At 67.1% G+C, this 26,869-nt stretch carries 19 protein-coding genes, 1 tRNA gene and 3 pseudogenes; 9 read left to right on the top strand and 14 right to left on the bottom strand.

Going from position 1 to position 26,869, the window contains the following annotated elements; genetic code table 11:
* Window positions 1-73 precede the first annotated feature (73 nt).
* Window positions 74-1,459, top strand: a complete 1,386-nt coding sequence (locus tag ACFVXC_RS01420; protein ID WP_389900382.1) for an MFS transporter — start codon at window positions 74-76, stop codon at window positions 1,457-1,459.
* On the opposite strand, the gene ACFVXC_RS01415 is transcribed toward ACFVXC_RS01420, so the two are convergent.
* Entirely contained in the window at window positions 1,410-2,339 is a 930-nt protein-coding gene (locus tag ACFVXC_RS01415; RefSeq protein ID WP_389900381.1) for a transketolase family protein, read from the bottom strand. The two genes, ACFVXC_RS01420 and ACFVXC_RS01415, sit on opposite strands and share 50 nt — an antisense overlap.
* A gap of 121 nt (window positions 2,340-2,460) precedes the next feature.
* Window positions 2,461-3,189 (bottom strand): transketolase, encoded by a 729-nt coding sequence (locus tag ACFVXC_RS01410; protein WP_389900380.1) that lies wholly within the window; start codon window positions 3,187-3,189, stop codon window positions 2,461-2,463.
* Window positions 3,190-3,320: 131 nt separating this feature from the next.
* On the opposite strand from ACFVXC_RS01410, the gene ACFVXC_RS01405 reads away from it, so the two are divergent.
* The 3 genes from ACFVXC_RS01405 (at window position 3,321) to ACFVXC_RS01395 (ending at window position 9,422) form a co-directional block, all read left to right on the top strand.
* Window positions 3,321-3,394: transfer RNA gene (locus tag ACFVXC_RS01405), tRNA-Pro, on the top strand.
* Window positions 3,395-4,767: 1,373 nt separating this feature from the next.
* A complete protein-coding gene (locus ACFVXC_RS01400; RefSeq protein ID WP_389900379.1) occupies window positions 4,768-6,864 on the top strand; it encodes a site-specific DNA-methyltransferase in 2,097 nt (698 codons plus the stop codon).
* Window positions 6,864-9,422, top strand: coding sequence for a DEAD/DEAH box helicase family protein (locus ACFVXC_RS01395; RefSeq protein WP_389900378.1), 2,559 nt, complete (start codon window positions 6,864-6,866; stop codon window positions 9,420-9,422). Before ACFVXC_RS01400 ends, ACFVXC_RS01395 begins: the two co-directional genes overlap by 1 nt.
* 300 nt (window positions 9,423-9,722) lie before the next feature.
* Here ACFVXC_RS01395 and ACFVXC_RS01390 read toward each other — a convergent pair whose 3' ends face one another.
* Window positions 9,723-10,787, bottom strand: coding sequence for an integrase core domain-containing protein (locus ACFVXC_RS01390; RefSeq protein WP_389900377.1), 1,065 nt, complete (start codon window positions 10,785-10,787; stop codon window positions 9,723-9,725).
* Between ACFVXC_RS01390 and ACFVXC_RS01385 the strand changes: the two genes are divergently transcribed.
* On the top strand, window positions 10,786-12,963 hold the full coding sequence (locus ACFVXC_RS01385; RefSeq protein WP_389900376.1) for an RHS repeat-associated core domain-containing protein: 2,178 nt from the start codon (window positions 10,786-10,788) through the stop codon (window positions 12,961-12,963). The genes ACFVXC_RS01390 and ACFVXC_RS01385 overlap by 2 nt on opposite strands.
* Complete coding sequence (locus tag ACFVXC_RS01380) at window positions 12,936-13,373, top strand: hypothetical protein (protein ID WP_389900375.1); 438 nt, start codon at window positions 12,936-12,938, stop codon at window positions 13,371-13,373. Before ACFVXC_RS01385 ends, ACFVXC_RS01380 begins: the two co-directional genes overlap by 28 nt.
* A gap of 180 nt (window positions 13,374-13,553) precedes the next feature.
* Here ACFVXC_RS01380 and ACFVXC_RS01375 read toward each other — a convergent pair whose 3' ends face one another.
* From ACFVXC_RS01375 to ACFVXC_RS01365, 3 genes and pseudogenes are all read right to left on the bottom strand, one after another.
* Window positions 13,554-14,648, bottom strand: a complete 1,095-nt coding sequence (locus ACFVXC_RS01375; protein WP_389900374.1) for an integrase core domain-containing protein — start codon at window positions 14,646-14,648, stop codon at window positions 13,554-13,556.
* Window positions 14,649-14,752: 104 nt separating this feature from the next.
* A pseudogene (locus ACFVXC_RS01370) lies at window positions 14,753-14,815 on the bottom strand (SHOCT domain-containing protein); the annotation flags it as partial.
* 333 nt (window positions 14,816-15,148) lie between these two features.
* Window positions 15,149-15,724, bottom strand: a pseudogene (locus ACFVXC_RS01365) (transposase family protein); the annotation flags it as partial.
* 122 nt (window positions 15,725-15,846) lie between these two features.
* On the opposite strand from ACFVXC_RS01365, the gene ACFVXC_RS01360 reads away from it, so the two are divergent.
* Window positions 15,847-16,155, top strand: a complete 309-nt coding sequence (locus ACFVXC_RS01360) for a hypothetical protein (RefSeq protein ID WP_389900373.1) — start codon at window positions 15,847-15,849, stop codon at window positions 16,153-16,155.
* 86 nt (window positions 16,156-16,241) lie between these two features.
* Complete coding sequence (locus tag ACFVXC_RS01355; protein ID WP_389900372.1) at window positions 16,242-16,829, top strand: hypothetical protein; 588 nt, start codon at window positions 16,242-16,244, stop codon at window positions 16,827-16,829.
* An 18-nt stretch (window positions 16,830-16,847) separates the two neighbouring features.
* On the opposite strand, the pseudogene ACFVXC_RS01350 reads toward ACFVXC_RS01355, so the two are convergent.
* Both ACFVXC_RS01350 and ACFVXC_RS01345 read right to left on the bottom strand, forming a co-directional pair.
* A pseudogene (locus tag ACFVXC_RS01350) lies at window positions 16,848-17,092 on the bottom strand (IS5/IS1182 family transposase); the annotation flags it as partial.
* Window positions 17,093-17,353: 261 nt separating this feature from the next.
* Window positions 17,354-18,391 carry an aldo/keto reductase gene (locus tag ACFVXC_RS01345; RefSeq protein WP_389900371.1) on the bottom strand — a complete coding sequence of 346 codons (1,038 nt, stop codon included), beginning with the start codon at window positions 18,389-18,391 and terminating at the stop codon, window positions 17,354-17,356.
* Window positions 18,392-18,520: 129 nt separating this feature from the next.
* Between ACFVXC_RS01345 and ACFVXC_RS01340 the strand changes: the two genes are divergently transcribed.
* Window positions 18,521-19,405: a sulfurtransferase gene (locus ACFVXC_RS01340; RefSeq protein ID WP_389900370.1), complete on the top strand. Its 885-nt coding sequence runs from the start codon at window positions 18,521-18,523 to the stop codon at window positions 19,403-19,405.
* Between the two features lie 31 nt (window positions 19,406-19,436).
* On the opposite strand, the gene ACFVXC_RS01335 is transcribed toward ACFVXC_RS01340, so the two are convergent.
* The 6 genes from ACFVXC_RS01335 to ACFVXC_RS01310 form a co-directional block, all read right to left on the bottom strand.
* The gene (locus ACFVXC_RS01335; RefSeq protein WP_389900369.1) at window positions 19,437-20,450 is read right to left on the bottom strand and encodes an aldo/keto reductase; all 1,014 of its coding nucleotides are present in this window, start codon (window positions 20,448-20,450) and stop codon (window positions 19,437-19,439) included.
* An 80-nt stretch (window positions 20,451-20,530) separates the two neighbouring features.
* Window positions 20,531-21,898, bottom strand: a complete 1,368-nt coding sequence (locus ACFVXC_RS01330; protein ID WP_389900368.1) for an NtaA/DmoA family FMN-dependent monooxygenase — start codon at window positions 21,896-21,898, stop codon at window positions 20,531-20,533.
* A gap of 5 nt (window positions 21,899-21,903) precedes the next feature.
* Complete coding sequence (locus ACFVXC_RS01325; RefSeq protein WP_389900367.1) at window positions 21,904-23,352, bottom strand: LLM class flavin-dependent oxidoreductase; 1,449 nt, start codon at window positions 23,350-23,352, stop codon at window positions 21,904-21,906.
* The gene (locus ACFVXC_RS01320; protein WP_389900366.1) at window positions 23,352-25,067 is read right to left on the bottom strand and encodes a dipeptide ABC transporter ATP-binding protein; all 1,716 of its coding nucleotides are present in this window, start codon (window positions 25,065-25,067) and stop codon (window positions 23,352-23,354) included. Before ACFVXC_RS01320 ends, ACFVXC_RS01325 begins: the two co-directional genes overlap by 1 nt.
* The gene (locus tag ACFVXC_RS01315) at window positions 25,054-25,935 is read right to left on the bottom strand and encodes an ABC transporter permease (protein ID WP_389900365.1); all 882 of its coding nucleotides are present in this window, start codon (window positions 25,933-25,935) and stop codon (window positions 25,054-25,056) included. The genes ACFVXC_RS01320 and ACFVXC_RS01315 overlap by 14 nt, the downstream gene beginning before the upstream one ends.
* A gap of 1 nt (window position 25,936) precedes the next feature.
* A complete protein-coding gene (locus tag ACFVXC_RS01310) occupies window positions 25,937-26,866 on the bottom strand; it encodes an ABC transporter permease (protein ID WP_389900364.1) in 930 nt (309 codons plus the stop codon).
* Window positions 26,867-26,869 lie beyond the last annotated feature (3 nt).

Here is a 26,869-nt window from a genome sequence, read left to right as displayed (position 1 = left end):
ACCTGGTCACACTCCGCGTCGCACCCGGGAGCGCACCCGGGAGCGCACCCCAGGTCGCAGGGCCACCACGCCGGTGATCGCTGAGCACGAGAGCATCTGGTCGCGGGACTTCGGGTTCTTCTTCGGCGCGCGCACCGTGGCCAAGCTCGGCGACACCATGCTGCCCGTCGCGCTTGCCGCGGGGCTGCTCCAGCACGGGCACGGTGCGGGAGCCGTCGGGCTGGCGATGGCCGCCACGACGGTCTGCTTCGCGGGCTTGGTGATCTTCGGAGGGGTTTTCGCCGACCGCTTCAGCACCCGCCTGCTGATGATCGGCGCGGACGTGGTCCGGCTCGGCACGCAGTCGGTCGCGGCGGTCCTCTTCTTCTCCGGCCACGTCGTCCTCTGGCAGATCTGCGTGATCGGCGCGGTCAACGGCGCGGCGGGCGCCCTTTTCCAGCCCGGCGTCGCCAGCACGGTCCCGCGTCTGGCCACCGACGTCCAGAAGGCCAACGGCGCGATACGGGTCGCCGAGTCGACCGCGGCTCTGGCAGGACCGGCCGTCGCGGGCGTCCTGGTGGCCTTCGCCTCACCCGGCGCCGTCTTCGCCGCGCACGCGGGAACGTACGGACTGAGCGCTCTGTGTCTGGTGCTGCTCCGGCTGCCGCCCGCACGCCCCGGCTCGCTCCCGCACAGCGACGGCTTCCGGGCCGATCTGGTGCAGGGATGGCGGGAGTTCAGGTCGCGCACCTGGCTCTGGGGCGTCATAGCCATCTTCAGTGTCCTGATGATCACGACCACGGGCCCCCTGACTCCGCTCGTCGCCACGCTGGTCGTCCAGGAGCACGGCTCGGGCGCGTACGGCCTGGTGAACTCCGCCCTGGGCGCCGGCACCGTGCTCGGCGGACTGGTCGCCCTGCGCCTGCGCCCCCGCCGTATGCTCCGCGCCGGTTCCATGGCCCTGATCGGCTACTGCGCGTTCCCGGCGGCCGTCGGCGCGCAGGCCGGCGTCCCACTCATGGCGACCGGTGCCGCGGTCGCGGGCGCCGGGCTCTCCTTCTGGGGCGTCATGTGGGCGACGAGCGTCCAGACCCAGGTGCCGCCCGACGTCCTCAACCGCATCCACGCGTACGACGTCGCGGGATCGATCGCCCTGCTGCCGGTCGGCCAGGCGCTCGCGGGCCCCGCCGCGAGCGCCTTCGGCGCGGAGCAGGTCCTCATCACGGGCGCCGTGACGACGGTCGTCGTCTGCCTGGCCCTGCTCTCCGTGCCCGCGATACGTGGATTGGTGCGCGTGGACGGGAGGGTGCCCGTCTCGGGCGGAGGACCAGGGCCAGGACCAGGGCCAGGATCAGGGCCAGGGTCAGCGGGCGAATCGTTGACCGGACACCGACCGGCGGGCCACCCCGCGACGGGGCGACCCGACGGGGCTATACGGGGAGATGCGAGAGCCCGTGCCGCGCGCCCAGAAAACCGGTGATCCGCTCCCGCAGCGAGCCGACGTCGAGCCCGTGCGCGGCCATGTGCTCGTCGATCTGCCCATAGCGGCGCAGCTCAGCACGGCCGACCCCAAGGCCGAGCACCCGGTGCGGGACATCGGCGAGCGCGTCGTTGGCGGCGGCGGTCGAGGTACCGGCCAGATAGGGCTCGACCACCACGACATCGGCCACCGTCCCCGCCCCGGTCGCGCGGCGCAGTGCCTCCCGGTCGAAGGGCCGCACTGTAGTCGCGTACAGGACGGTCAGATCGAGGCCTTCACTCGCGGCGAGCACGTTGTCCAGCATCGGCCCGACGGCGATCACGACGCCGCCGCGGCCTTCGCGCACGGTGCGAAAGCGGGCCCCGTCGACCGGCAGTCCCCGGGTGTTCGACTGCACGGAGAGCCGGACGTAGACCTTGTCGTCGCCCGCGGCGACCGCGTGCCGCAGCAGGGTCTCGGCCTCGTCCGGGTGCCCTGGCACATGCACGGTCCAGCCCTCCAGGGTGTCGAGGAGCGCGACGTCGCCCGGCGACATGTGCGTGAAGCCACCGGCGGGCCAGTCGAAGGAAGCGGCGGCGCTGACCAGCACCCCGCCCACGCCCTGATGCCCGAAATCCAGCTTCACCTGCTCGAACGGCCGCTCCACGAGAAAGCTCGCGAAGGTGTGCACGACGGGCCGCAGCCCGGCAAGGGCGAGTCCGGCACCGGTCCCCACGAGCAGCTGCTCGCGGATACCGACATTGATCACCCGGTCGGGGTGCTTGCGCTGCGCCTCCGTGAACGCGTCCGCGCCGATCTCGGCAAGGACGACGGCGACGCGCGGATCCTCGTCGAGCAGCCGCGAGACGACGGGGCCGAAGCGATCACGCATGGTGTCCATGACAGAAAACCTCCGAAAGAACTAAAGAGCAAAGAGATGGAGCAGAAGACGGCCGAAGGCCCGCCGCATCACCGCGGACCCCCGCACGGACGCCGCCCGCGCCTGCGCCCGCGGCGGACGCTCAGGTCAACTTGGGTCCGCCCACGGCCCCCTTCGGCTCGACCCGAGCCACGACCACCCGAGGCCGCCCCGGATGCGGGGCGGTGAACGCCGCGTACAAGGCGTCGTGATCACGCCCGTCGACGGTCTCGGCGGACCACCCCGCGGCCTCGAAGCGCGCGGCGATACCACCGGGCCTGGCGTGCCGGGCGGAGGTGTTGTCGATCACGACGGTGTGCAGCCGCTCGAGCCCGGAGGGCCCGGCGAAGGCGATGGCCTCGTGATTGCTTCCCTCGTCCAGCTCAGCGTCCCCGACGAGCACCCACACCCGGGCGTCGGCGATCTTTCGCGCGCCGAGCCCCAGCGCCGTCCCGACCGCGAGCGGCAGCCCATGCCCGAGGGACCCGCTCCCGATCTCGACCCCCGGCACGAGCAGCCGGTCCGGGTGGTGCCCCAGCGGGGAGTCGTACGCCCCGAACCCCTCAAGCCAGTCGACGGGAAGGAAGCCCTTGGCAGCGAGGACGGCGTAGTACGCCATGGGCCCGTGCCCCTTGGAGAGCAGGAACCGGTCGCGCCCCGGATCGTCCACGCGCTCGGGTGTGACCCTGAGCACCCGGTCGTAGAGAACCCAGAGCGCGTCGAGAGTGGATGTCGCGGCGGGCCCGTGCTTCTCGTCGCCCGTCATGAGCCCCATGAGGCGGGACAGGTCTGCGTACCCGTACGCGTTGCCGCGTTCCGTTGTCGTCGTCATGACACAGAGCGTGCAACCTCAAGTTCTCTTGAGGTCAACAGGGCACGAAAGGCGTGAGCGATCACGGCTCGGAGTGCGGTATTGTTTCGGTGCACGTTCAGCCAGGGGAAAACCCCAGGTCACACGGGCATCGGGACGTGGCGCAGCTTGGTAGCGCACTTGACTGGGGGTCAAGGGGTCGCAGGTTCAAATCCTGTCGTCCCGACGGAAACGTCGCAGGTAGGGGCCATCTTCGGATGGCCCCTACTTCGTGTTTGGGAGCAATTCTGGGAGCGGGGAGCGGCTCCCAGTGCTCCCTGGGAGCGGGAGTCTGGGAGTGACGTCAACCGGGGGTCGACGGCTGGTCACCCGATCCGGTCGCTCCCAGGGAGCGTCTCCGCTGCCCGGTCTGACGTTCGAGACAAGGGGTCGCGCTGTTCGCCCCCTTGTCCGAATACTCGTCAGGGGGTCGCGCTCCCACTCGACCCCTTGACGGCTTTCACCGACCCCATGTCTGCGGGGGCTCCCTGTCTCGGTGCACACGTCATCCAGAGGTTGAACGCGGTAGCGAGATGCGGTGCAGCTCGGAGGGGGTGTCGGGCTGGGGGTGATTGCTCTCATGGGTCCCCTTGTCGCGTGCAAGTGGCCGCTGGCGCGTCTGTAGGGCGCCATACGGAGATGCTCCGAGTGCGTGTGGTGTCGCCCGGCATGGCTGGGGTCGTGCGTCGGAGCGCTCGGTGACTACAGGTATTTCGTCAAATCCGGCGGCGGAGGCCAATGCCGTGTCCATTGGCGACCGCTCGATCAGGATCTCGAGCTCAGAGGGCGGTCCCTTGTCAGTCCAGGCCCGCCACCATCGGTTGGGGATGAGTCCGGGGGTCGCCCGTAGGGCCTGGTACACAGCAGGGCTGTTTATGCTGGTGAGACGGAGCTGGCCTCCTCTCTGACCCCTCACCGGGACGCGGGCTTGGCGCGGCGGCAGCCGATCACCCCTGACTTGCTCGTAGCTCTGCTCGGTCCATGGTCGGAGGCCGTAGAGGCGGGCGAGGTCGGCCGGCGGGTGCGGGCTAGTGGCGGCGCAAGCTGCGTTGGGGTGGGGCGGGTTGGTAGCCAAATGCCAGGTGGCCTTCTCCGGCAGGGTGCCTGGATCGGTGTTGGTCACGACCAGCGGCCAGGGTGAGTTAGGGCCATAACCGCCCAGTCGTGTCAGGTCGCCTGGCTCGATGAAGTCGCAGGCCAGGATGGCGTCGGCCTGGGGAGTGTTCTTCCTGCCGCACCACGCCCGACCAGGCTCCCGAGCTGCGTGGACGACATTTTCGGCAGGTCTTCGCCCCTCCGTAACTGCTGTCCCGGCTGTCTGTCAGACCTGCTCTTGAGCTCGTCTTGAAGGCGCGGGAGCTGACGGGCCGACTCCGTTTGTCGAGTCGGTCTCGTCGGGTCAACAGTCTTATCGGACAGGGGAGTTGACATCCAGCCAGCTGGAGAGGGCGATCCGGTCAGTGTGGCGAAGGGTGCCGAGGATTCGTGACGGTTGCTGTATCCATGGCGCGATTTCTGCCTCAAAATCGGGTCACGTCATCGATCCCCGAAGGGCGGCTCATGGCAACTGAACTGACGCCACGTCATCAAGGTCGCCTGGAACTGACGTGGGCCGACAAGGACAAGGCCTTGCTGTCCACGGGGGACGGTAAGTACGACTACAGTTTCGTCGCCCCGTGGGACCGCCGCGTCTCCGAGGTCCGGCTGCTCCACGAGGTCCACCGGGTCTCGGCCCTCGCGCCGGAGGAGCGGCCGATGGAGCTGCCGAAGCCGACCGAGGACAATCTCCTCGTCACCGGCGACGCCATGCACGTCCTTGACGCCCTGGCGAAGATCCCGGCCTACGCCGACCGGTATCTCGGCAAGGTGAAGTTGGTCTACATCGATCCGCCGTTCAATACCGGCCAAGCGTTCTCGCAGTTCGAGGACAACATCACGCACTCGATCTGGCTCGCCCTCCTTCGGGACCGCATCCGCCAGATCCGGCCCTTGCTGGCCGAGGACGGATCCGTGTGGGTCCACCTCGATCACACGGAGTCGCACCGGTGTCGGGTGGTTCTCGACGAGGAACTGGGGGAGGGGAACTTCGTTGCGGAAGTCGCCTGGCAGAAGGCGGACTCTCCGCGGAATGACACCAAGCTGCTCTCTACGTCGCAGGACACGATCCTCGTGTACCGCAAGAGCGAGTCGTGGTTGCCCAACCGGATGCCGAGGCTCGCAGCTTCGAACACTTCCCGCTTCAAGTCGCGGGATAAGGATCCGATCCCCTGGGGCGATAGTGATGCAACGGCGGGCGGTGCCGCGACGCACCAGTCGATGGTCTACGCGATCGAGCATCCGGTCACAGGGAAGCTGATGTACCCGCCATCGGGGCGATGCTGGGGGAAGGCGCAGTCATGGATGCTAGAACAGATGTCAGAGTATGCGCCGTATGAGCTGCGAGATATCCATGACGATACGGAGCGGGCCCGCATCTGCGGGGTTACAACAGGCCGGGTGAGATCTGAAGTTCCCGCGATCATGCTGTCGGTGCCGCTCGATGAGGCCGCCGCGAAAGCCAAGGCGCGGTACGAAGTTGGTCACTGGCCGGACCTCGTCATGCTCGGCCTTCGTGAGTGGCTCCGGCGCAAGAAGCACCTGGAGGATGACGGTCGCGTCCCGGAGACCTTGTGGCTGGGCAGTGAAGTCGGTGGAAATCTGCGCGGCAAGGTCGAGATCAGGGCGCTCTTCCCTGACGAGCACCCCTTCGCCACTCCAAAGCCGGAGCACCTGATCGCCCGCATTGTTCACATCGGGTCCCTGCCGGGAGACATCGTGCTGGACTGCTTCGGTGGATCCGGTACCACGGCGGCAGTCGCCCACAAGATGGGACGCCGGTGGGTGACCAGCGAACTGCTCTCCTCCACCGTGAATCGATTCCTCCTCCCTCGCTTGACGAAGGTGATTAACGGCGAGGACCCCGGCGGCGTCACCTGCAGTACCGATCGCATAGCGGCGGTCGCGGGCGACGGCGATGAGGAGACGCTGCCTGAGGGGATGTCTCCTGAAGCCGCACAGGAGTTCAACCGGCTTCTCAACAAGGTGACCAAAACGGGTGGGCTCGGGCTCGATGAGGTCACGATCAAGGCGTTGAAGGCCGCTACGCGGACGAGGAACGTCACGACCGTGAATTGGCATGGCGGTGGCGGCTTCACGCACCTTCGTGTCGGCGAGTCCATGTTCGTGGAGGCGGACGGGCTTGTGCTACTTGCGGACTGGGCGACCCAGGGGGCGCTCGCGGAGGCCATGTGTGCTCAACTGTCCGTCCGCTACCAGCCGGACGGCATCTTCGCCGGACGGCACGGCCGCACTCGCTATCTTGTGATCGACGGAATGGTCGGGCAGGAAACCATTGCATTCGTCCTCGACCAGTTACCTGTGGGCGAGGTGGTGGAGATCTGGGCAACCCAGGTTTGGGACGGTGCGGGCGAGGCGTTGAAGGTCCAACGGCCAGGATCGCAGCTTCAATTGATTCCCGGGCAGGTCCTCGACAGGTATCGCCGCGAGTCCGCCCGGAAGCGGCCGTTCGGCGCCGGCCGTGCCATGCCGTCACCTCGCACTGTTGGGGAAGCGAGTGCCCCTGGGAGCGCCGTGGGGACCGAAAGGGAGAGTGTCTGATGGGGGAGCTCCAGTTTCAGGCCGATCTCCTCAACGAGGTGGCGCACCGTCTCGATCTGCGTGAGCCCAATCGCAAGGCCGTAGAGTCGGTGATCCTTCGTGCCTCCGACCATTACGACGTTCAGGAGCGGACACAGCCCTTCGAGTGCATCGTTGACTCAGCGACCGGTGTCGGGAAGACCTACGTGATGGCCGGACTCTTGGAGTACCTGGCTGATGCGGAGAATCCGGCCCGAAACTTCCTGCTCCTGGCGCCCGGTCGCACCATCCGTGACAAGTCAGCTCTGAACTTCACGCCGGGCAACCTGAAGTCATTGCGGCCTCTGATGCGCTCGGATCCGTACGTCATCACCGCAGAGAACTTCGACCTGCAGGCAGCACGGGCTGCGATGGACGACGTGCGTGTCACGAAGCTGTACGTCTTCACCGTTCAGGCGCTGACGTCGGCCACGGGTGAGGGGCGGGCCACTCATGTGCCCACCGAGAATCTTGGTGCCTCGTTCTACGAGCGCCTCGCCCGGCTCGACGACCTGGTGGTCCTCGCTGACGAGCACCACTGTTACCGCGGGCCCGCGTTCTCGCGAACCATCAGGGAACTCAAGCCGGAGCTTGTGGTCGGCTTGACAGCCACACCCGTAAACGCTGACGAGGGCCTGGTGGCGTTCCGGTACCCGCTGGCTGCCGCTATCGCGGATCAACTGGTCAAGACCCCGGTTATGGTCGCGCGTCGTGACGATCGCATCGACACCGAGACGAAGCTCCTCGACGGGGTCAATCTGCTGCGATATAAGGCCGCAGCGGCCGACGCGTACTGCGTCGAGCATGCGCTACCGCGCGTGAACCCGGTCATGCTGGTCATTGCCGGGTCCATCGAGGAAGCCCAGGAGTACCAGAATGTTCTCGACTCCACGACCTTCGACTTGGGCTCTTGGGCCGGCAAGACGTTGCTCGTGCACTCGAAGCTGACCGGCGACGCGAAGGAGGAAGCTCTTGCTGACCTGCAGGCGGTGGAAGATCCCGACTCGCCGGTGCGAATCATCATCAGCATAGGAATGCTCAAAGAAGGCTGGGACGTCAAGAACGTCTACGTCATCGCTTCCATGCGTGCCTCGGTATCCGCAGTGCTCACCGAACAGACCCTGGGTCGAGGCATGCGACTGCCCTTCGGGCGCTACACCAACGTCGAGTTCCTCGACACCCTCGAAGTCCTGGCCCACGAGAAGTACGGTGACCTGCTCAAGAAGCGCAGCGTGCTCAATGAGGCGTTCATCGACTTCGGCACCTACGCCCAGTTGCGGAAATTGGCGGATGGCAGTGTGGAGGTCCGCCAGGAGACCATCACCGCGCCGAGCCCGGTTTTCCCGGTTCTTCGGCCGCCCGGACCGGTCGTCACCGGGGATCGTGAAGCAAGCGGATCTTACTCGCTGTCCCGGGGAACGGTGTCGGTCGCGGCTGAGTCAGCCCGTGCCGGAGCGGTTGTCCGCTCAAGCGTCGGGATGGTGGAACAGGAGACGCGCACATGCCAGGCGGCGAAGCACGGGGCGTCCACAGGGATCGTCGCATACCCTCCTTTGCCGGAGCGAGAGTCGCTCGTGGTCCCTCGGCTTATCTCCGTGGCCCAGCCGACAACGGTCAGTCTGAATGACATCGATCCCGAGGACTACGGCCCGTTTCAGCGTCTGGGACGGGCTCTGGCCAGCGAGCATTCCGATGAACTGCGCCGCACCAAGTTGTCCGCGTGCCACAACTGGCAGACGGTCAAGGTCCGCCCCGAGACCGCCCAGGACTCGATAAGGGCCGCTCTGCCGGTGGACACTCCGCTTGCTGAGTCTCGGAAGGCGCTTGTTCGGCGTGCCATGTCGGCCAAGGATGTACCGAGCCGTGCGAACGAGCGTGGGGCCGCAGAGAGGATTGTCGACTGCGTGATCAAGGCCATGGGCGACGAAGCCCAGGGGTGCCTGTCAGCTTTCGGGGAAGTGTGTGGGCAGCGGCTGGTCGCCCAGATCAGTAAGACGCTGCGGGACTTCAACCCCACCCAGATCACGTACACCGATGACGTGGAATGGCTCAAGATCGACAAGATCCGCAAGGCGCAACGGAAGCAGGAAGCGGGTCACGCAGACGGGACGTTCGACAAGACCGTTGCGTTCAACGGGTGGCAGAAGAATCTCTACAGTCACGCCTGGTTCGACAGCTCCCCCGAGTTCCAAGCGGCCAGCTTGATCGACAGCAGCGGTTCCGTGGTGATCTGGGCACGACTTCATGTCAACGACGTGCCGATCCAGTGGACCACGGACGGTCGGAACTACAACCCGGACTTCGTTGTCATCGAAGAGCTCGGTGCGGAACGCTTCGGCTGGCTCGTAGAGACCAAGAGCGACAAAGACATGCCCACTGCGGAAGTGCAGGCGAAGCGGCGCGCAGCCAGGAAGTGGGCCAACACCGCAAACTCCTCCCCACAGGTCCGAGGAGTCACATGGAAATACCTGCTCGCGGGCGAGCAGGACGTCGCGGACGCAGTCGGGTCGTGGGAAAGGCTGAAGCAGTTCTGCGGATAGCAGAGATCGTCGACGGGGGCATACCGCAGGGCTCGAATACGTACCGGTTACCAGCTCGCCGTGAGGACCGGCAACCCATCGACGTTGCGCCTGCCGAGAACCCCGTCCGTCGAGGTCAGGCGGCTTGTCAGTACTCGTGGAGTACGCCTGCGAGGCGGTCGTGTCGGCGTATGTTCAGGTGGGCGATTCGGTTGGCGGCGGTGATTGTTTCGGGTGCTGCCCGCAGCGGGGCTGCCTGATTCGTCGCCTGGTAGGGGCGCTGCTCGTTGTGATGGTGTGGGTGCCCGAAACTCGGCCACCCTATGCGACCTGGGTGTATTCGTGGATCACGCCACCGAGTAGATCGTGACGGATGATTCTGCCGTCGGGGTCTTCTGGGTGGGGGAGTGGTCGCAGGGGTGCTGCTTGGTGGAGGGCACGGTGTGGGCGGTGGGTGTTGAAGTGTGTTTCGTATGTGGCGAGGACGTTGCGCAGGTGCCGTTCGTTGACGATCAGCGTGCGGTCGAGGAGTTCTCTGCGGCATCCGCCGATCCAGCGCTCGATATACGCGTTCGCCCGAGGCGCGCGGACTGGAGTGAGCAGCACCTGGATGGCCTCGGATGCGAAGACGGCGTCGAAGGCGTCGGTGAACTTCGCGTCTCTGTCCCGGATCAGGAAGTGCACTTGGTCAACGCGGTCATCCAGCGCCATGAGGAGGCCACGGGCTTGTTGGACTGCCCAGCTGCTGGTCGGGTGGGCGGTGAGGCCAAGGATGTGTACTTGTCGGGTGGAGAGTTCCATGGCCACCATGCAGTACAGGCGTCGCAGTAGCACGGTGTCGACGTGGAAGAAGTCCACCGCGAGGATCCCGGAAGCCTGACTGTGCAGGAATTGGGCCCAGGTCGGGCCCGAGCGTCGCGGTGCCGGATCGATTCCGGCCTTCTTCAGGATTGTCCAGACCGTCGAGGCGCCGACTGGGCGGCCCAGGCCGGCCAGTTCACCGGCGATCCTGCGGTATCCCCAGTGAGGGTTCTCCGCCGCCATTCTCAATACCAGCTTCCGTACGCTGGGTCGGGTCGGTGGACGGCCTGGGCCTCGGCGTTTGTAGGTCCAGTGGCGCTTGACCAGGTCGGTGTGCCAGCGCAGCAGGGTGCCCGGAGTGACGAACAGGTGCCCTCGCAGGGTCTTGGGCAGTAGCCGGGCCAGTGCCGCGATCACTGCCCGATCCGCCCATGAGGGTCGCGGCCGGGCGACCTGACGGCGCAGGACGGCGAGTTGATGTCGGAGTACGAGAATCTCCGCGTTCTTGGCGGCCTCTGATCGTGCCAGCAGCGCAACCCATCCCAGGACCTTCAAGAAGGCCAGGTACAGCAGTCGTAGAGCCATGTCTCAGGATCTCGCCCTGCCTGTCCTCGACCGCAAGACCCAGGTCAGCAGGGGCAGCCGAGTTTCGGGCACCCACAAGCTGCCCACCAAGGTCACCTACTCCGACGGCACCCCCAGCCAGAGCTACGCCTACGACGCGGCCGGCCGCATCCACGAAGCCACCGACGCCACCGGCAAGCGCAGCCTGACCTACGACGACGACGACAAGATCCAGACGATCACGTCGCCGGGCGCCGTCAAGCCGTTCACCTACGCCTGGAACACCAACGACACGCTCAAGTCCCGCACTTATCCGGACGGGAGGGCCACCAGCTACGGCTACGACAGCGTCGGCCGGATCACTTCCCAGACCACCGACAGCAAGGCCACCGGCTACGGCTACGACAAGGCGGGCAACCTCACCTCGGTCACCCTGCCCACCACCACGGCGCGCACCGAGACCCGCACCTACGACGAGGCCGGCCGCCTGGCCACGCTGACCACACCTTCGGGCAGCAACACCTACGGCTACGACCCCAACAGCCGCCTGAGCACAGACACGCCCAAGGGCGCCAAGCCCACCCGCTACGGCTTTGACGACGTCGGCCGCATGACGCGGGCCTGCACGGACACCACCACCGAGTCCTGCCTGTCTGGCAAGACCGGCGGCACCTACACCTACGACAAGGTCGGCAACCTCAAGACCTCCCAGACCTCCAGCACCACCACCAACTACAACTACGACGAAGCCGACCAGCTCAAGTCCACCACCGCCGGGACGGCGACCACCAGCTACGGCTACGACGCGGACGGCAACCAGACCAAGGACGGCGCCGACACCTACGCCTACGACCCGCTGGGCCGGGTCAAATCCGCCACCATCGGCGCCGACGCCTACACCTTCGGCTACGACGCCGACGGCAACCGCACCACCGCGAACAAGAACAACGCACTGATCCGCACTTCGCGCTGGGACATCAACAACGCGCTCCCGCAGATCGCCACCGACACCAACGGTTCCGGCGCCCTGCTCGGCGACTACCACTTCGACCCCGACGGCACCGCACGGTCGATGGACCGCACAGGCGGCAGCTTCTACTTCACCCAGGACCGCCAGAACTCCGTCAGCACCGTCTTCGACGCCAAGGGCACCGACAACTACCGCTACACCTACAGCGCCTGGGGCGCCCCTACCGGCAAGGCCACCATCAGCGGCGGCCAGTCCAGCATCTACGGCTACACCGGCCAGTACAAAGACCAGTACCTGACCGACCGCCTCCTGCTGCGCGACCGCTCCTACGACCCCGACCAGCGCCGCTTCACCATCCAAGACCCCATGCCCGCGGCCTTGGACAACCCCAACAAGTCGCCCTACACCTACGCCGATAACGACCCGGCCAACCTCTCCGACCCCTCGGGCAACTGCCCCATGTGCATCGGGGCGGGCATCGGCGGCGTCCTCGGCGGCGGGATCTACGCCCTCACCCACCGCGACGACTTCGACTGGGGAGACTTCGCAGGCGCCACCGCCAAGGGCGCCGTCATCGGAGCGGGCGCCGGCTACCTCGCCCCCGCAGGCGCTGGCGTCGCCAGCAGCCTCGGCCTCTCCGGCGGCCGCGCCCTGGCCACCGCAGCCGTCACCGACGCCGCCATCGGCGCGGGCTACACCTACGCCGTGAATACCGTCCAATGCCAGCCGACTTCACCCACCGACCTACTTTTCGGAGCAGCGGGCGGAGCGTTCGGTAGTCTGGTCAGTCCAGCACTTCGTTGGTCGAAGAGCCTTCCCGGAATTAGGGGAGCGGGCTCGGATGTGGCGTACCAGGGCGATGAGGCTGGGAATGTCTGGACGAGTGACATAAGCCATGTCACAGGGAAAACAGCGAAATCCAGGAATCGTGCAATCGATACAATGATCAGACGCGATTTCCCGGATCTCAAGCTCACACACAAACCGCAGTACAGTCCGTGGGTAAACACTGGAATTGCTAAGGATGGACTCGGAACGCATATTGGATATAAGCGGTTCTCGAGCAGTATTGATTTGCGTAACTCCATCGTTCATGAAGAGCTTCGTCACCGATGGTTTGCACGCGGAATTCCCGCTGGGACGCACCATCCGCGGGATAGGTCGGGGCTTTACGAGCAATTTTATGCAACGGTGAATAGGTGCCTGAGTATGCGGGGCTGGCAATGATTGAGCAGGCGGTTAAGTTCGATGCAGGCTGCTCCAACTGTGAGCGGGCCTGTGAGGGCTGGGTAGTTCAGATTGCAGAGAAGGGTAAGTTGCGCTGGGAGACTGAACTGGCATGCAACGAATGTGGAATTGAGCACGATGGGGATTGGGGTCCCGCGCCGGAAAGCATTCGTCAACGTCTTATCGCCGCCCATGGAGCCTCTAGAGTCTGTGTTTCAGACGTCGTTCCTGGAGGGAAAATTCTTAAGACTTTTCGTGACATCTTCGCGCTTTCAATACAGGAAGCGAAGAGGGCGGCAGGAGATCTCACGACCGGAGGATGGCAAGGCACAAAGGTAGAGACTTCTCTGATCACGGAAATTCTGGGTTCATACGATATCGAAGCCCGAGAGTGCCCGCTGAGGTTTTAGGGGCTGTCTCACGTGGTGCTTCAGCTACTCGACCATGCTCGTGAGAAGTATGTGGAACTCGGCGGCGAGGTTTCGCATCTCCTCGCCGGGCCGCGTGCACGGTGGTGGTCTCGAAGTGCCACTCCTCGCACGGAGGCCGATCGTGGACACTGCGCCTGGCGGAAACGCCATCCGCTCAGTTCAGGCGGCGTGTTGGTATTCGTGGAGGGCTCCGCCGAGGCGGTCTCTCCGGCGCACTTTCAGTTGGGTGATCTGTGTGTGGGGGAGTGGTTCGGGGACGGCGCGTAGGGGTGCTGCCTGGTCTATTGCTTGGTGGGGTCGGTGAAGGTTGTAGTGCAGTTCGAACTGGCGAAGTGCGTGGCGTAGGTGTTGCTCGTTCCAGATGAGGGTGCGGTCCAGGAGTTCGTGGCGGCAGGTTTGCACCCAGCGTTCCATGATCGAGTTCATGCGCGGTATCCGGACGCCGGTGAGCACGACTTGGATGCCGGCGTTGCGCAGGATGTCGTCGAAGAGGGCCGGGTATTTCGCGTCCCGGTCCCGGATCAGGTACGCGTGGGTGGCCTGTGCGTCAGCGAGGTCCATGGCCAGGTTCCGGGCGGCCTGGGCCACCCAGGCCGCGGTGGGGTGTGTGGTGGTGCCGAGGATTCGGATGCGGCGGGTGGCGTGTTCGATGACCGCGAGGATGTACTGGCGCTGGCTGGTCAAAGTCACTGTCTCGATGAAGTCGCAGGCCATCAGGGCGTCTGCCTGCGAGCGCAGGAAGTCGGCCCAAGTTGTGGCGGCCCGGTCGGGCGTTGGGTCTATGCCCTCGGCCGTGAGGACCTCCCAGACGGTGGAGGCGGCGACCTTGATGCCGAGTGTGGTGAGTTCGCCGTGCACCCGGCGGTAGCCCCATGATGGATTCTCTCGTACCAGGCGCAGGACCAGTCTGCGGATGGAGGGGAGCGTGGGTGGTCGTCCGGGCTTCTTCGGCTGGCACCGGCGGGAATGGCGCCGTTTGATCAGGTCGCGGTGCCAGCGCAGCACGGTGTCAGGCCGGACCAGTAAACGGAGTCGACGCAGGGCCTGACGTGGCAGGGGGATCAGTAGAGCGGCGAGGAACGCCCGGTCCGCGGGAGTGAACTTGAAGCGGTCCGTGCCGAGTTGTCGCTCCAGGACGGTGAGCTGGTGGCGCAGGGCGAGTATCTCCGTGACCTTGTCGCGGTCGCTCGTCGGCAGCAACCGCAGCGCGGCGAACAGGCTGGTGACGGTCAGGTAGGCGAGACGAAGCAGCACGAGTGCTCATCCTGCCGCACCACCCCGACCAGGCGCCTGAGCTGCATGGACGACATTCTCGGCAGGCGCGCACTGCTCGGGCGCAATTGTCGGCTCACACAGCCCTAGAGTCCGAGCAACCGCTTCTTCTGTTGATCGAACTCGTCCTGTGTGAGAACTCCTTTTGCCGAGTTCGTCGGCCACTGACTGGGGTCGCGGTTGAACTACCTCGGGTGGCGGGACAGAGGCTTCTTCGCTGGCCAACTGCGTAGCGAGCATGTTGAACGCATTCACGTACTGGTTGGCCGCTCGCAGGTTTGTGGAGTCGGGCGTCACGCTGTACGTCTGCGCAGCCCCGTTGCCGAAGGTCAGGTTAATGACCGCCGCGCCCTTGTTCTTGCGTCCCGCCAAGGCGGACAGACCACCTGTTGCGACGCCGCCGGCGAGCCTTGTGGCCGTCCACGCCTTATGAGCGCCAGCATCCACGAACTCGGCTTGACCGCCGAGCACTGGAGACGGTGCCCCTTGAACGGAACGCGGACGTTGCGGGCCGCGCCCTGATATGCCTTATCGGCCCAGCACTTGAGGCCGGCGTCGGTCAGGGCGTCGATGATGCCGTGGTCGCGTGCCGCTGTCAGGTCATGTGTCGCACCGGGCAGTGTGGGCGAAGCCCACAGCAGTCGGCCGGACGGATCGGTCAGCACCTGGACGTTCATGCCGTGGTGCCGCTTCTTGCCGGAGTAGTAGGGCCGATCGGCGGCGATCCGGTCGATCGGCAGCACGGTGCCGTCGAGGATCACGTATGCCTTCGAACGGGACGTCACCATGGCGTCGTTGAGCGTGGGCGTGAGCGCGGCCAGGACGTCGATCGCTTCGCGTATGTAGCGGTACACGGTGGCGATCCCGATGCCGAATCCGGCCGCGAGCTGCGCATACGTATCGCCACACCGCAGATGGGCCAGGGAGAGCAGGGCCTGGCTCCGGGGAGTCAGCCGCCGCCACCGACTGCCGATCTCCCGGCGCCGCGTGGCCAGCACCCGGCTCAGATGGCGCAGGTGCGCGGTGGACAGGTCGATGGCCGACCGGTAGACAAGCACGCGGAGCTCCTGGAACAACGGTTGATCTTGGTCGACAACTCGTCTACCAGGAGCTTCGCCGTTCCGCAGGCCCATACAACTCCCCGTCACCCTGGGCAGGTTGGAAAGGGCTCAGTGGTGGCATGCCGAAGGACATGGAGGGCATCAACCCGGTGGCTTCTGGCGACCAGTGTGTGCAGACCTGGTCGCGGAAGCTGACCTCCAGCGGTAACTGGCTCCTGTTCGACGATGACCGTCAGGCTCCTCCGAACTGGAAGGAAGTCTGTGGACGTTCGGCGATGTCGGGGTGGATCAACTCGACGTCGATGAGCCGGTTCCAGTCGTTCGCGAAGGAGTTCCGTCTCACGGACGAGGACCTCTACTTCGTGACGACTCCGGGATTCGAGACGTGCGACGCCTCCAAGGCAGTCGCCAAGTGCGACATCCGGTAGCCCTTGAGGACTGACCGTTCAACGGGGCCCTGGGAGCGGTGTGCGGTGTGTACCGTTCTCGGGCCCCCTTCGGCATGGGAGAGAGTGTGAGTGACGGACTGACGTGGCTGGCCGACAGCGACGTGACGTGGGCAGGGTATTGCGTGACGCTGGCCCGTGGGCTGGAGCCGGATGAGCTGGTGCGGCGCCTGGCCCGGGAGGAGCCGGGTCCGCTGGGTCAGTACACGGGCGGGACGCTGGAGGATTTCCTGGAGCGCCGGGATGCGCCCGCGCGAACGGCGGTGCGGTACGGCTCCGGTGAGGGGCTGTCCTTCGCGGTGGCGTACGGGGACTGGCCGGGGTATACGGGGCCGGGGTTCACCGACGGTCTCTCCAGGGAGGCGCACATCTTCCAGCTCTACTACGAGAGTGAGAATCCAAAGGTGCCGCCACCCTCATTCTCCTATTTTCACCAGGAGACGTACATGTGCGGCTTCGACCTGTGTTCGTTCCCGGATGTGGGCGGTACGGCACTGGAGCTGATCCTCCGTGATGTTCAGACTGCCGGTATCGAGAGGGAGGAGGACCGTGACGCCGCCCATGCCAGGTCTCTGTCGGTGCTGGAAGACCGGTTCGGTCTGAGTCTTCCCCGAGGACAGATACTGGAAGGGCTGCTGCCCGCCGCGACGATCTGACACGAAAGCCCTGCCGGTGTCCGCCGGTCGTTCCCAGCGGATGCGGATGCGGAGGCGTTTGAAGTCGCGGAGCCAGGCGAAACTGCGCTCGACGACCCAGCGGTAGGTGCCCAGCCCGGTGCCGTGAAGGGTGCCGCGGCGGGCGATGGCGGCACGATGCGGCGCTCTCGGACCTGGTCGCGGTAGATGTCGTGGCCGTGCCCACGGTCGGCGATGAGTGAGTCCGCCTTGCGTCGCGGGTGGCGCCGAGGCCGTCGGCGACGGCGGCCCGCGCGCTGGCCGCGAAGCCCTGCGGGGTCCGGTCGGCGGTCGCGCGGTTGACATTCGGGTACGCCGAATGCGGCCCCTCAACGTGCTGCCGGGGGCGACGAGTTCGGACACGGGGGTGTCCAGATCCTTTCCGTTGGATTACCGTCCGATGCGATCACACGGCCGGCGCGCGGGGCCGATGACTGACGGGTCCTGCAACACGATCGACACGATGGCGTGCAGGTCACCGGCGGTGCGGGCGGTGACCTGCACGCTCAGGTCTGGAGTGCGGTCCCGTGAACTCCGTGCTTGTCGATCAGCGTGAGCTCCTCCTCCGTGAGCGGCGGGAAGTCCAACGCCCTCACATTGTGGTCCAGTTGCCAGGTCGAGCTCGCTCCGATCAGCGCGCTGGTGATCTGCGGCAGTCGCAGGACCCACTGCAGGGCGAGCTGGGCCAGTGACTGGCCCCGGTCGCGGGCCAGTTCGTTGAGGGCCGTCGCCCGCTCGCGGTACGTGTCGTCGATGACGTCCGGCGACAGGAAGGCGCTGTTCCGGGCCCGCGCGCTCTCGGGAACCGTGTCGGTGAGGTACTTGTCGGTGAGCAGGCCCTGGGCGAGTGGGCTGTAGACGACGAGTCCGAAGCCGTCGCGGGCGGCCAGATCGATCAACCCGTCGCGTTCCGGGCCTCGATCGAAGAGGGAGTAGCGCGGTTGGTGCACGAGCAAGGGCGCGCCCGCGTCGCGCAGCAGCTCGGCGGTTTCGTGGGCGCGTTCCACGGGATAGTTGGAGATACCGACGTACAGCGCTTTCCCCGAGGTGACGGCGCTCGCCAGCGCGCCGGCCGTCTCCTCCAGGGGGGTGGTGGGGTCGTACCTGTGGCTGTAGAAGATGTCGACGTAGTCGGTGCCGAGGTCGCGCAGGCTCTGCTCCAGCGAAGTCAGCAGCGACTTGCGGGAGGCGCCCCGCTGGTAGGGGCTGGGACCGATCGGGTTGCCCGCCTTGGTCGACAGGACCAACTCGTCCCGGTACGGGGCGAGATCCCTGCGCAGGACCTGGCCGAGGAACTTCTCGGCGGCGCGCGGCGGCGGACCGTAGCGGTTGGCGTTGTCGAAGTGGGTGATCCCCAGGTCGAACGCGCGCAGCACGATGTCGCGCTGCGTCTCATAGGGGTAGTCGGTGCCGAACTTCTGCCATAGGCCGAAGGAGAAGGCGGGCAGGTCGAGGCCGGAGTTCCCGGCGCGGCGGTAGGTCGTATGGGTGTCGTACCGGTCGGCTGCTGCCCGGTGGGATCCGTCGGGGGTGGTGGCTGACATATGCCGAACTCCTTTTCATGGGTGAGTCGTTGGGGGTGGATTGAATTCATTGGAGTGCAACAAGGATTGTGTGGAACAAAACCTCTCGCCATGTATCTTCATGGGAAAGGCCAGCGAAGGGGATAAGTGATGTGCCCGCATTTCGTTAAGGACGTCGTTATTTCGGCGAGTGAGCTCGATACCGTGCTCCGCGAAGGTATCGAAGGTATCGAAGGTGCTTCTGCTTCGGTCATTGTCCTCGAGGTGGGAAGAGCAGAGGCGGGCAATCCTGACCCCCTGGTTTCTTACGCGGCGGGACACATCCCCGGAGCCCGTTACGTGCCGTTTGAAGCGGGCTTTGTCGGACAGTCCACCGCATCCAGCGGCCACGGTCCGCTTCCTGAGGCGAGCGATCTGCAGCAACGGCTGCGTACTTGGGGCGTGGACGACAACAGCACCGTCGTCGTCTGCACCCGGCAGAGTCCCGCCGTGGCTGCTCGCGCCTGGTGGATCCTGCGCTGGGCCGGCGTGCGGGACGTGCGCTGCCTGAACGGTGGGTGTGCCGCCTGGCAGGCGTTCGGTGGGCCGATCGATGTCCACGTTCCGCCGCCGGGCGCCGGGACGGCCGTCGTCCGTCCCGGGTCGCTCCCCGTCCTGAGCGCCGAGGACGCCGGACGGCTGGCCGCCTCGGGGCACCTCATCGATGCCCGCGCCCCGGAGGCGTACGCCGGGAATCCGCGACAGACAGGAACCGGGCACATTCCCGGCGCGCACAGCATTCCCGGGTCTGACAACTTCACCGCCGGGGAGCTGCGCGACGCCGCGGAGCTGAGAGCTCTGTACGCCCGCCACCTGGGCGGAGGCGTGGTCGGGGCGTACTGCGGCGGCGGGGTGTCGGCGACGACGACCGTGCTGGCACTCGCTTCCCTGGGGATCGAGGTGGCCCTGTACCCCGGTTCGTGGTCCGCGTGGATCACGAACCCCGCCCGGCCGACGGCGACCGGGCCCGGCGTGCGCCCGGCGGCTGGACGGTGACCCCGGGCCCGGGGCGATGCGCACCCGGCCCTCACCCTCGGTCGACCACGCCGGGACCGCCCGAAAGGTCCCCGGCGAACAGGCCCCGCAGCTCGGCTTCCTCTTCCGGTGACGGGGTCCACCGGGAGGCCTGAATGTTCTCGTCGAGCTGCGCCGGGACGGTCACCCCCGCGATCACACTGGAGACCGTCGGCTGGGCGAGCAGCCAGCCGAGCGCGGCGGCGCTCGGCGTGATGTCCCGGTCCCGGGCGAACTGCTCGAACTTCGCCAGTGCCTCCCAGGGCGCCGAGCGCAGCAAATAGCGTTTCAGGTTGGATATTTTCGCGTTCTCCGGAGCCCGCTCCGTCGAATACTTTCCCGTCAGTAGTCCGTTCTGCAGTGGGAAGTACGGAATGAAGCCCGCTCCGTGATGATCGAGTGCCGGAATCAGTTCCTCCTCCGGCTTGCGCCACAGGAGGCTGTATTCGTCGGTCGTCGACGCGAATGGTGTGAGTCCGTGCGCGCGGGCCGTGTGCTGCGCGTCGACGAACTGCCAGGCCTTGAAATTGGATGCGCCGATGTACCGTACCTTCCCCGATCTCACCAGCGCGTCAAGTGCCGAAAGGGTTTCCTCGATGGGGGTGAGGTGGTCCGGGAAGTGGATCTGGTAGAGGTCGATGTAGTCGGTGCGCAGTCGGCGCAGCGATTCCTCCACCGCGGCCACGATGTACTTGCGGGATCCGGGCCGACTGTAGGCGGGCCCGCGCTCGCGGCTGAGGTTCAGGCCGAACTTGCTGCCGATGACGACCTGTTCACGGCGCGCGCCAATTGCTGCGGCGAACAGTTCCTCGCTCTGTCCTGGCCGGTCGCCGTAGCCCTCGGCGAGGTCGAAGTACGTGACACCGTGGTCGATCGCACGGTCGACGATCGCGGTGACCGCTTCCTGGCCGGTCGCGCGCATGCCCGACCGGCCGAAGGTGCTGGCGCCGATCCCGATCTCGGACAGGACCAGACCGGAGGTGCCGAGGCGGCGGTGTCCGTCGGGGAGTTGTGTTGCAGGGGGCACGGTTGTCCTCAGTGGGCGTGGTGAACAGGCCGTCAGTGGGTCTGGTGAACAGGCCGTCAGTGGGTCTGGTGAACAGTTCGTCAGTGGGTGTCGTCCGTGCCCAGCAGCCCTTGGAGCGTCGAGGACTCGTACTCGGTGCGGAAGATGCCGCGGCGCTGGAGTTCGGGGACGACCGAGTCGACGAAGAGGTCGGCCGGTCCGCGGTGGTACGGCGGGAACAGCTGGACGCCGTCGAGCACCTCTTCCTCCAGGTTCTCCTCCAGCCAGTCTGCGATGGCCTTCGCGTCACCGACGACGGCCGGCTGCTGTGCGTGCCGGGCACGGTGCACGTAGTGGTACAGCTCGCGCAGGGTGGCGTCCTCGCCGATCTGGGTGCTGAGGATGTGCCGCAGCAGTTCCCGGTCGTCCTTGGTGTCGCGCGCACGGTCGCTGAGCAACGGCGCGAGCGCGTCGTCGGCGAGCTGGTCGATGTCGACCACGTCGAGAACGCGTTCGCTGTCGCGGACCCTTGACAGGTCGATGCCCAGGCCTTGGGAGAACGCGGCCGGCAGGGCCTCGGTCAGCTGCAGGGCGTTGATCTCGTTGAACTTCGCGCGGGCTTCGCGGGCGGTGCCGCCCAGGTAGAAGGTGATCCCCGGGATGATCTTGAACTTCTCGGGGTCGCGTCCGTTCGCCGCGACGCGCTCCTTGAGCCTGCGGTACTCCTCCTTGCCACGGCTGATGCCGAAGTACGGCGAGAACCGCACCTGCGCGAAGTCGGCGCCGTAGCGAAGGGACTCCTCGGACAGACCCACCTGGATGACCGGGATGTGGGACTGCACCGGCGGCGGCACGTTGAGCGGTCCGCGGACGTCGAAGTGCTCGCCGTGATGGTCGATCTGGTGCCAGGAACCCGGCCGCACCAGCGTGCCGCCAGCCTTGTCGTCGAGCAGGAAGTCGGGCTCCCAGCTCTCGTACAGCAGCCGGTTGACGACGTCGGTGAACTCCCGGGCCCGCGCGTACTTCGTCTCCTCGGTCGGCACCGGGTTCTTGCCGTAGTTGCCGACCGGGTCACCGTCGCGGTCGATGCCGAAGACGACGTTCAGCGCGGTGCGGCCCTGGTTGAAGTTGTCGAGCGTCGCCAACTGCCGGGCGATGCCGTAGGGGTGCTCGAAGGAGGAGTTGACCGACATCACGAACCCCAGGTTCTTCGTGAGGGCCGCGGCATGCCCGGCGTACACGAAGTTGTCCCAGCGGTAGATCCGGTTGAGACGGTCGGGCTCGCTGCCGAGCGCGCTCCCGGCGAAGACGTAGTCCAGCTTGCCGCGCTCGGCGGTCCTGGCGATGTCGAGGATGACGCTGGGGTCGCGCAGCCCGGCGTTGGTGGCCTCCGGCAGCCGCCAGGCGTCGAGGTCCCAGCCGGTCCCGTACGCGGCCAGGCCCAGGCGGAGTTGGCGTCGCGTGCTCATATGGTTCATGCCTCCGGGGCGTTCGCGGTGAAGCTGTTGAGGGGTGTGTCCAGGCCGAAGTGGCCGCGGAAGGTGTCCGTCGTGTAGTCGGCGCGGTACACGCCGCGTTCCTGAAGGATGGGGACGACCTCGTTCGCGAAGCGCTCCAGTGGCTCCCACAGGTAGGGCACGCTCACGTTGAACCCCTCGGCGGCGCCGCGCTCGAACCAGTCGATCAGGGTGTCCGCGACATGTTCGGCCGTCCCGATCACCAGCGGGAAGTTGCCGGCGATCGCGGCGCCCAGTACGTCCCTGACTCGCACGCTGCCGCCCTCCACGGTCCTGCCGGTGCGTCGCGTCAGAGCCGTCAGCAGGGTGCGCCCGTACTCGTTGAACCGGTCGGCGGCGTCCGGCTTGACGGCGCCGTCGATGCCCAGCGGCCGCAGATCGACCCCGACGCGCTCGGACAGCGAGCGGACGCTGCGCACGCCCTTGGGAAGCGCGGTCCGGGCGGCCCGGACGCGGTCCCCTTCAGGTCCCGTCCAGTACGACTCGTCCTGGTCGCCCTCGACGACGTCCTCGTCGAACGGCAGCAGGGCGTTCAATTCCTCGTACTGTTCCACCGCTCGCGCGCGAGTGTCGGCTACGAGCGGTGTGATGCCCGGCAGGAAGAAGATCGGGTCCATCCGTCCGCGCAGCCGCTCGGCCCGCCGGCGCACGTCGGTGTTGAAGACGATGGAGTCCTCCGGCGTGGCGGGACCGGTGAAGTTCACGTCGGCCCACTTGGCGCTCAGCTCACGAGAGAGCTCGGAGGCACCGGCGTACAGCAGCGGCACGTGACCCTGCGGCGGCCGCTCAAGCGGCAGTGTGCCGCCGACTTGGAAGTGCTTTCCCCGCCAGTCGAGCCGGTGCACCTTGGTGTCGTCGATGTAGCGCCCGGCCTGCTTGTCCTGGAGGTACGCGCCGTGCTCGATGCTGTCCCACAGCCGCCGCACGACGTGGATGAACTCGTCGGCCCGCTCGTAGCGGTCCGCGCCGCCCAGGTCGGGGAGGCTGAAGTTGCGGGCGGCGAGATCGGAGGCGCCCAGCACCACGTTCCACGCAAGCCGTCCGCCGCTGAGATGGTCGAGGGAGGCCGTCAGCCGCGCGAGGATGTACGGCTCGTAGAACGTGGGGTGGGCCGTGACGACGAGCCCGATCTTCGAGGAGTTCAGCGCGAGTTGGGAGCCCAGGGTGAACGGCTCCAGGCGCCCGGTGTTGTGCGTGGTGACCCACTGTTCGCCCACGATGTCGCCGGGGAGGGTGTCGCCGAGGAAGAAGAAGTCGAACTTCGCGTCCTCGACGATCCGCAGCGCCCGGGTCGCGTACTCCAGCTCGAAGGCTTCGGCGGTGGGTGCATCCGGATGTCGCCAGCCGCCCCAGTGCGTGCCGTTGAGCCAGTGCATGTATCCCAGGTGGAGCTGTCGCTCGGCCATCAGGCGTTGTTCCCTTCTTCTTCAGTGGGCCCGGCGGGCCCACCGGGTGCCACGAGGACCACCGGATCGGTGGCGGGCGCACCGGGGATCGAGGCCAGCAGCTCCTTGACGTAGTCGGTGCGCGGCTCGGTGAGCACGTCCAGGGCGCGGCCGCGCTCGACGATGTGCCCGTGGCGCAGGACGACGATCTCGTCGGACACCTCGGCGATGACGCCCAGGTCGTGCGAGATGAAGACGTAGGTCAGGCCCAGCTCGCGCTGGAGCGAGGCGAGCAGGTTGAGGATCTGGCGCTGCACGGTCACGTCGAGGGCGGAGACCGGCTCGTCCAGGACGACGACGTCCGGCCGCGGGGCCAGCGCGCGGGCGATCGCCACCCGCTGCCGCTGGCCGCCGGACAGCTCGGCGGTGTACCGGTCGGCGAGAGTGGCGTCGAGGCCGGTGAGCTCCAGCAGCTCGGCGATCCTGCGCCTACGCTCCTGCGCCGATCCCTGACCGTGGCCGCGGAGCGGTTCGTCGAGGATCGCGCGGACCGTGGAGCGCGGGTTCAGTGAGGCGAAGGGGTCCTGATAGACCATCTGCACCTTGCGGTACAGGCCCGCCTGCCCGGCGCCCCGGCGGTGGTGGACGACCGGTTCGCCGTCGACGGCGACCGATCCCGCGTCCGCCGGGGTCAGCCCGGCGAGGACCCGTACGAGCGTGGTCTTGCCCGAACCGGACTCGCCGACGATGCCCAGCGTGCTCCCCCTGCGGACCCGGAACGAGGCGTCGGCCACCGCGGTGACCGGGGCCGCGCCGCGGCGGGAGGCGAAGGTCTTGACGACATCGCGGGCCTCGACGACCACCGGGGAGCCGGCGGACACGGTGTCGAAGTACTCCCGGCGGGCGCTCGCCGCCTGCCGGACCGAGGAGCCGAGCGAGGAGGAGCGCAGCAGTTCCTTCGTGTACGTGTTCCCCGGATCGGCGACCACATCGGCGGTCCGCCCGCTGCGCACGATCCGACCGTCCTTCACCACGGCGATGTCGTCGGCCCGTTCCGCGGCGACCCCCAGGTCGTGGGTGATGAGCAGGATGCCGAGGTGCTCGCTGTCCACGAGACCGGACAGGAGGTCGAGGATCGTCTTCTGCACGGTGACGTCGAGCGCGGTCGTCGGCTCGTCGGCGATCAGGAGACGAGGACGCGTGCTCATCGCGGCGGCGATCAGCACCCGCTGGCACATTCCGCCGGACAGCTCATGCGGATAACGACCGTACAGGCGCGTGGGATCACGCAGCCCGACCTTCGCGAACAGGTCGAGGACCCGCTCGCGACGCTCGGCGCGGGAGCCCACACCGTGGGCGCGCAGCGGCTCCGCGGCCTGCACGCCCACGGGCAGCAGGGGGTTGAGGCCAAGGAGCGCGTCCTGGGGGATGTACCCGATCTCCTTGCCGCGCACGGTCCGGTACTGCCGCTCGGACAGGCCCGTGAGTACCCGGCCGCCGAGGACGACCTCGCCCGCGGTGACGCGCCCGTTCTCCGGGAGCGTCCCGGTGACGACGCGGCCGAGGGTGGACTTGCCGGACCCGGACTCGCCGACGACGGCCCGGATCGAGCCGGGCGCGACCTCCAGGCCCACCTTGTCGAGCACGGGCAGCGGGCCGCGCCCCGGGACGGTGAACTGGGCGCTCACGTCCCGCAGTTGGAGCAGCGGGGTGCTCAGCGGGTCAGGCGACGACACGGGTCCTCCCTCGGTTGAACGACCTGCCGATGCGGTAGACCGCGAGCACGGTCAGCACGATGACCAGGCCGGGCAGCAGACTCAGCCACCACTGCACGCCGATGAACGTGCGTCCCTCGGCCACGAGGAGTCCCCACTCGGGCGTCGGCGGCGGTGCGCCCAGGCCAAGGAAGCTCAGGGCGGCGACGGTCAGGATCGCCGTGCCGATGTCCATGGTCGCCGCGGCGAGCACCGACCGGGACGCGTTGGGCACGACGTGCTTGAACAGGCGGTGGACATAGCCGTGCCCGGCGAAGACCGAGGCCTCCACGTACTTCGCGTTGCTCACCTTCAGCACCTCGGAGCGCATCAGCCGGGCGAAGCCGGCCGTGCTGTTGATGCCGATGGCGACGGCGATGTTCAGCGTGCCGCGCCCCAGCGCGGAAATGATCGCGAGGGAGACGATGAGGCTCGGCACCGCCAGCATGATGTCGACGATCCGCATCAGGACACTGTCGACGCGGCCGCGCAGCGCGCCCGCGACGAGCCCGAGCAGCGAGCCGCTCACCAGGCCGATGGCGACCGCGGTCACCGCCGCCTGGAGGGAGAGCCGGGTGCCCCACACGGCGCGGGTGAACTGGTCGCGCCCGAAGTCGTCGGTGCCGAAGAGGCGGCCGTCGCCCGGCGCGAGCAGCATCCGCGAAGCGTCCTGGCGCAGCGGGTCCCCGGAGGCGAACAGGGAGGGGTGAATCGCGGCCGCGATGACCACCGCCATCCACAGATACGCCACGAGGAGTCCGGGCGAGCGCAGCAGCACGGCCAATCGGCATCCCCGCGCGCGCAGTTGACCGGGCGGCGGTGTGGACGCCGCCGCTTGAAGAGCAGTCATGTCATCCGTCCCATTGGATCCGCTTGTCGAGCAGCGGGTAGACGGCGTCGACGACGAGGTTCACCACGACGAAGATCACCGCGCTGATGGTGACCGCGACCAGGACGACCGGCATGTCCCGGCCGTTCACGGCGTCGACCACGAGACGCCCCACACCGAGCCTCGAGAACACGGTCTCGGTGAGGACCGTCCCGCCGACCATCACGCCGACGGTCGTGCCCAGCGAGGTGACGACCGGCAGCGCCGCGTTCTTCAGGGCGTGCCGGACGACGATGTCGAACCGGCTGAGCCCCCAGTTGCGGGCCGTCTCCACGTACGGCGACGTCAGGGCGCCGCGCAGGTTGGCCGTCAGGAGCTGCGAGATGCTGCCGCAGCCGGCGACCGCGAGGGCGACCGAGGCGACGAGCAGCCCTCCGGTGCCCCGGTCGCTGACCGCCTTGATCCAGTGCAGTTGGAAGGCGAACACCTGCAACAGGACCAGACCCACAAGGAACGGGGGCAGCGACACCGCGATCGGCGGCAGCGAGATGAGTGCCTCCCGCGCCCACTTCCAGTTGGTCAGCTCGATGGCCACCGACAGCGTCACCCCCAGCACCACCGCGAGGAGCAGCCCGGTGAACGCCAGCTTGAGGGTCTCGGGGAAGGACTCGAAGTACACCTCCACTGCCGGGCGTCGCTGGTAGACGCTCTGCCCGAAGTCGCCGTGGAGCGCTCCGGTCAGCGCGTCCCAGTACTGCACCCACACCGGGCGGTCCAGGCCGAGCAACTCGCGCTGTTCGGCGAGGAGTTGCTTGACGTCGGCGCCGTCGCCGCCGGCCGTGAGGCCGCCCGCCGCGTCACCGGGAACGACGTACAGCAGGAAGAACGCCCCGGTGAAGGCGCCCCAGACCACGATCAGGCCGTACAGGAGTCGAAGACCGTACCGTTTCATCGG

Origin of the sequence: Streptomyces sp. NPDC058257 (genome assembly GCF_042881845.1) — a bacterium.
Classification (GTDB): domain Bacteria; phylum Actinomycetota; class Actinomycetes; order Streptomycetales; family Streptomycetaceae; genus Streptomyces.
This window is presented reverse-complemented; position numbering and strand designations above follow the sequence as displayed.

Coding starts and splice junctions, on each gene's coding strand:
- ACFVXC_RS01415 (WP_389900381.1), bottom strand. CDS start 2,339: ATGGACACCATGCGTGATCGCTTCGGCCCCGTCGTCTCGCGGCTGCTC.
- ACFVXC_RS01410 (WP_389900380.1), bottom strand. CDS start 3,189: ATGACGACGACAACGGAACGCGGCAACGCGTACGGGTACGCAGACCTG.
- ACFVXC_RS01400 (WP_389900379.1), top strand. CDS start 4,768: ATGGCAACTGAACTGACGCCACGTCATCAAGGTCGCCTGGAACTGACG.
- ACFVXC_RS01395 (WP_389900378.1), top strand. CDS start 6,864: ATGGGGGAGCTCCAGTTTCAGGCCGATCTCCTCAACGAGGTGGCGCAC.
- ACFVXC_RS01385 (WP_389900376.1), top strand. CDS start 10,786: ATGTCTCAGGATCTCGCCCTGCCTGTCCTCGACCGCAAGACCCAGGTC.
- ACFVXC_RS01390 (WP_389900377.1), bottom strand. CDS start 10,787: ATGGCTCTACGACTGCTGTACCTGGCCTTCTTGAAGGTCCTGGGATGG.
- ACFVXC_RS01360 (WP_389900373.1), top strand. CDS start 15,847: ATGCCGAAGGACATGGAGGGCATCAACCCGGTGGCTTCTGGCGACCAG.
- ACFVXC_RS01345 (WP_389900371.1), bottom strand. CDS start 18,391: ATGTCAGCCACCACCCCCGACGGATCCCACCGGGCAGCAGCCGACCGG.
- ACFVXC_RS01340 (WP_389900370.1), top strand. CDS start 18,521: ATGTGCCCGCATTTCGTTAAGGACGTCGTTATTTCGGCGAGTGAGCTC.
- ACFVXC_RS01330 (WP_389900368.1), bottom strand. CDS start 21,898: ATGAGCACGCGACGCCAACTCCGCCTGGGCCTGGCCGCGTACGGGACC.
- ACFVXC_RS01325 (WP_389900367.1), bottom strand. CDS start 23,352: ATGGCCGAGCGACAGCTCCACCTGGGATACATGCACTGGCTCAACGGC.
- ACFVXC_RS01315 (WP_389900365.1), bottom strand. CDS start 25,935: ATGACTGCTCTTCAAGCGGCGGCGTCCACACCGCCGCCCGGTCAACTG.
- ACFVXC_RS01310 (WP_389900364.1), bottom strand. CDS start 26,866: ATGAAACGGTACGGTCTTCGACTCCTGTACGGCCTGATCGTGGTCTGG.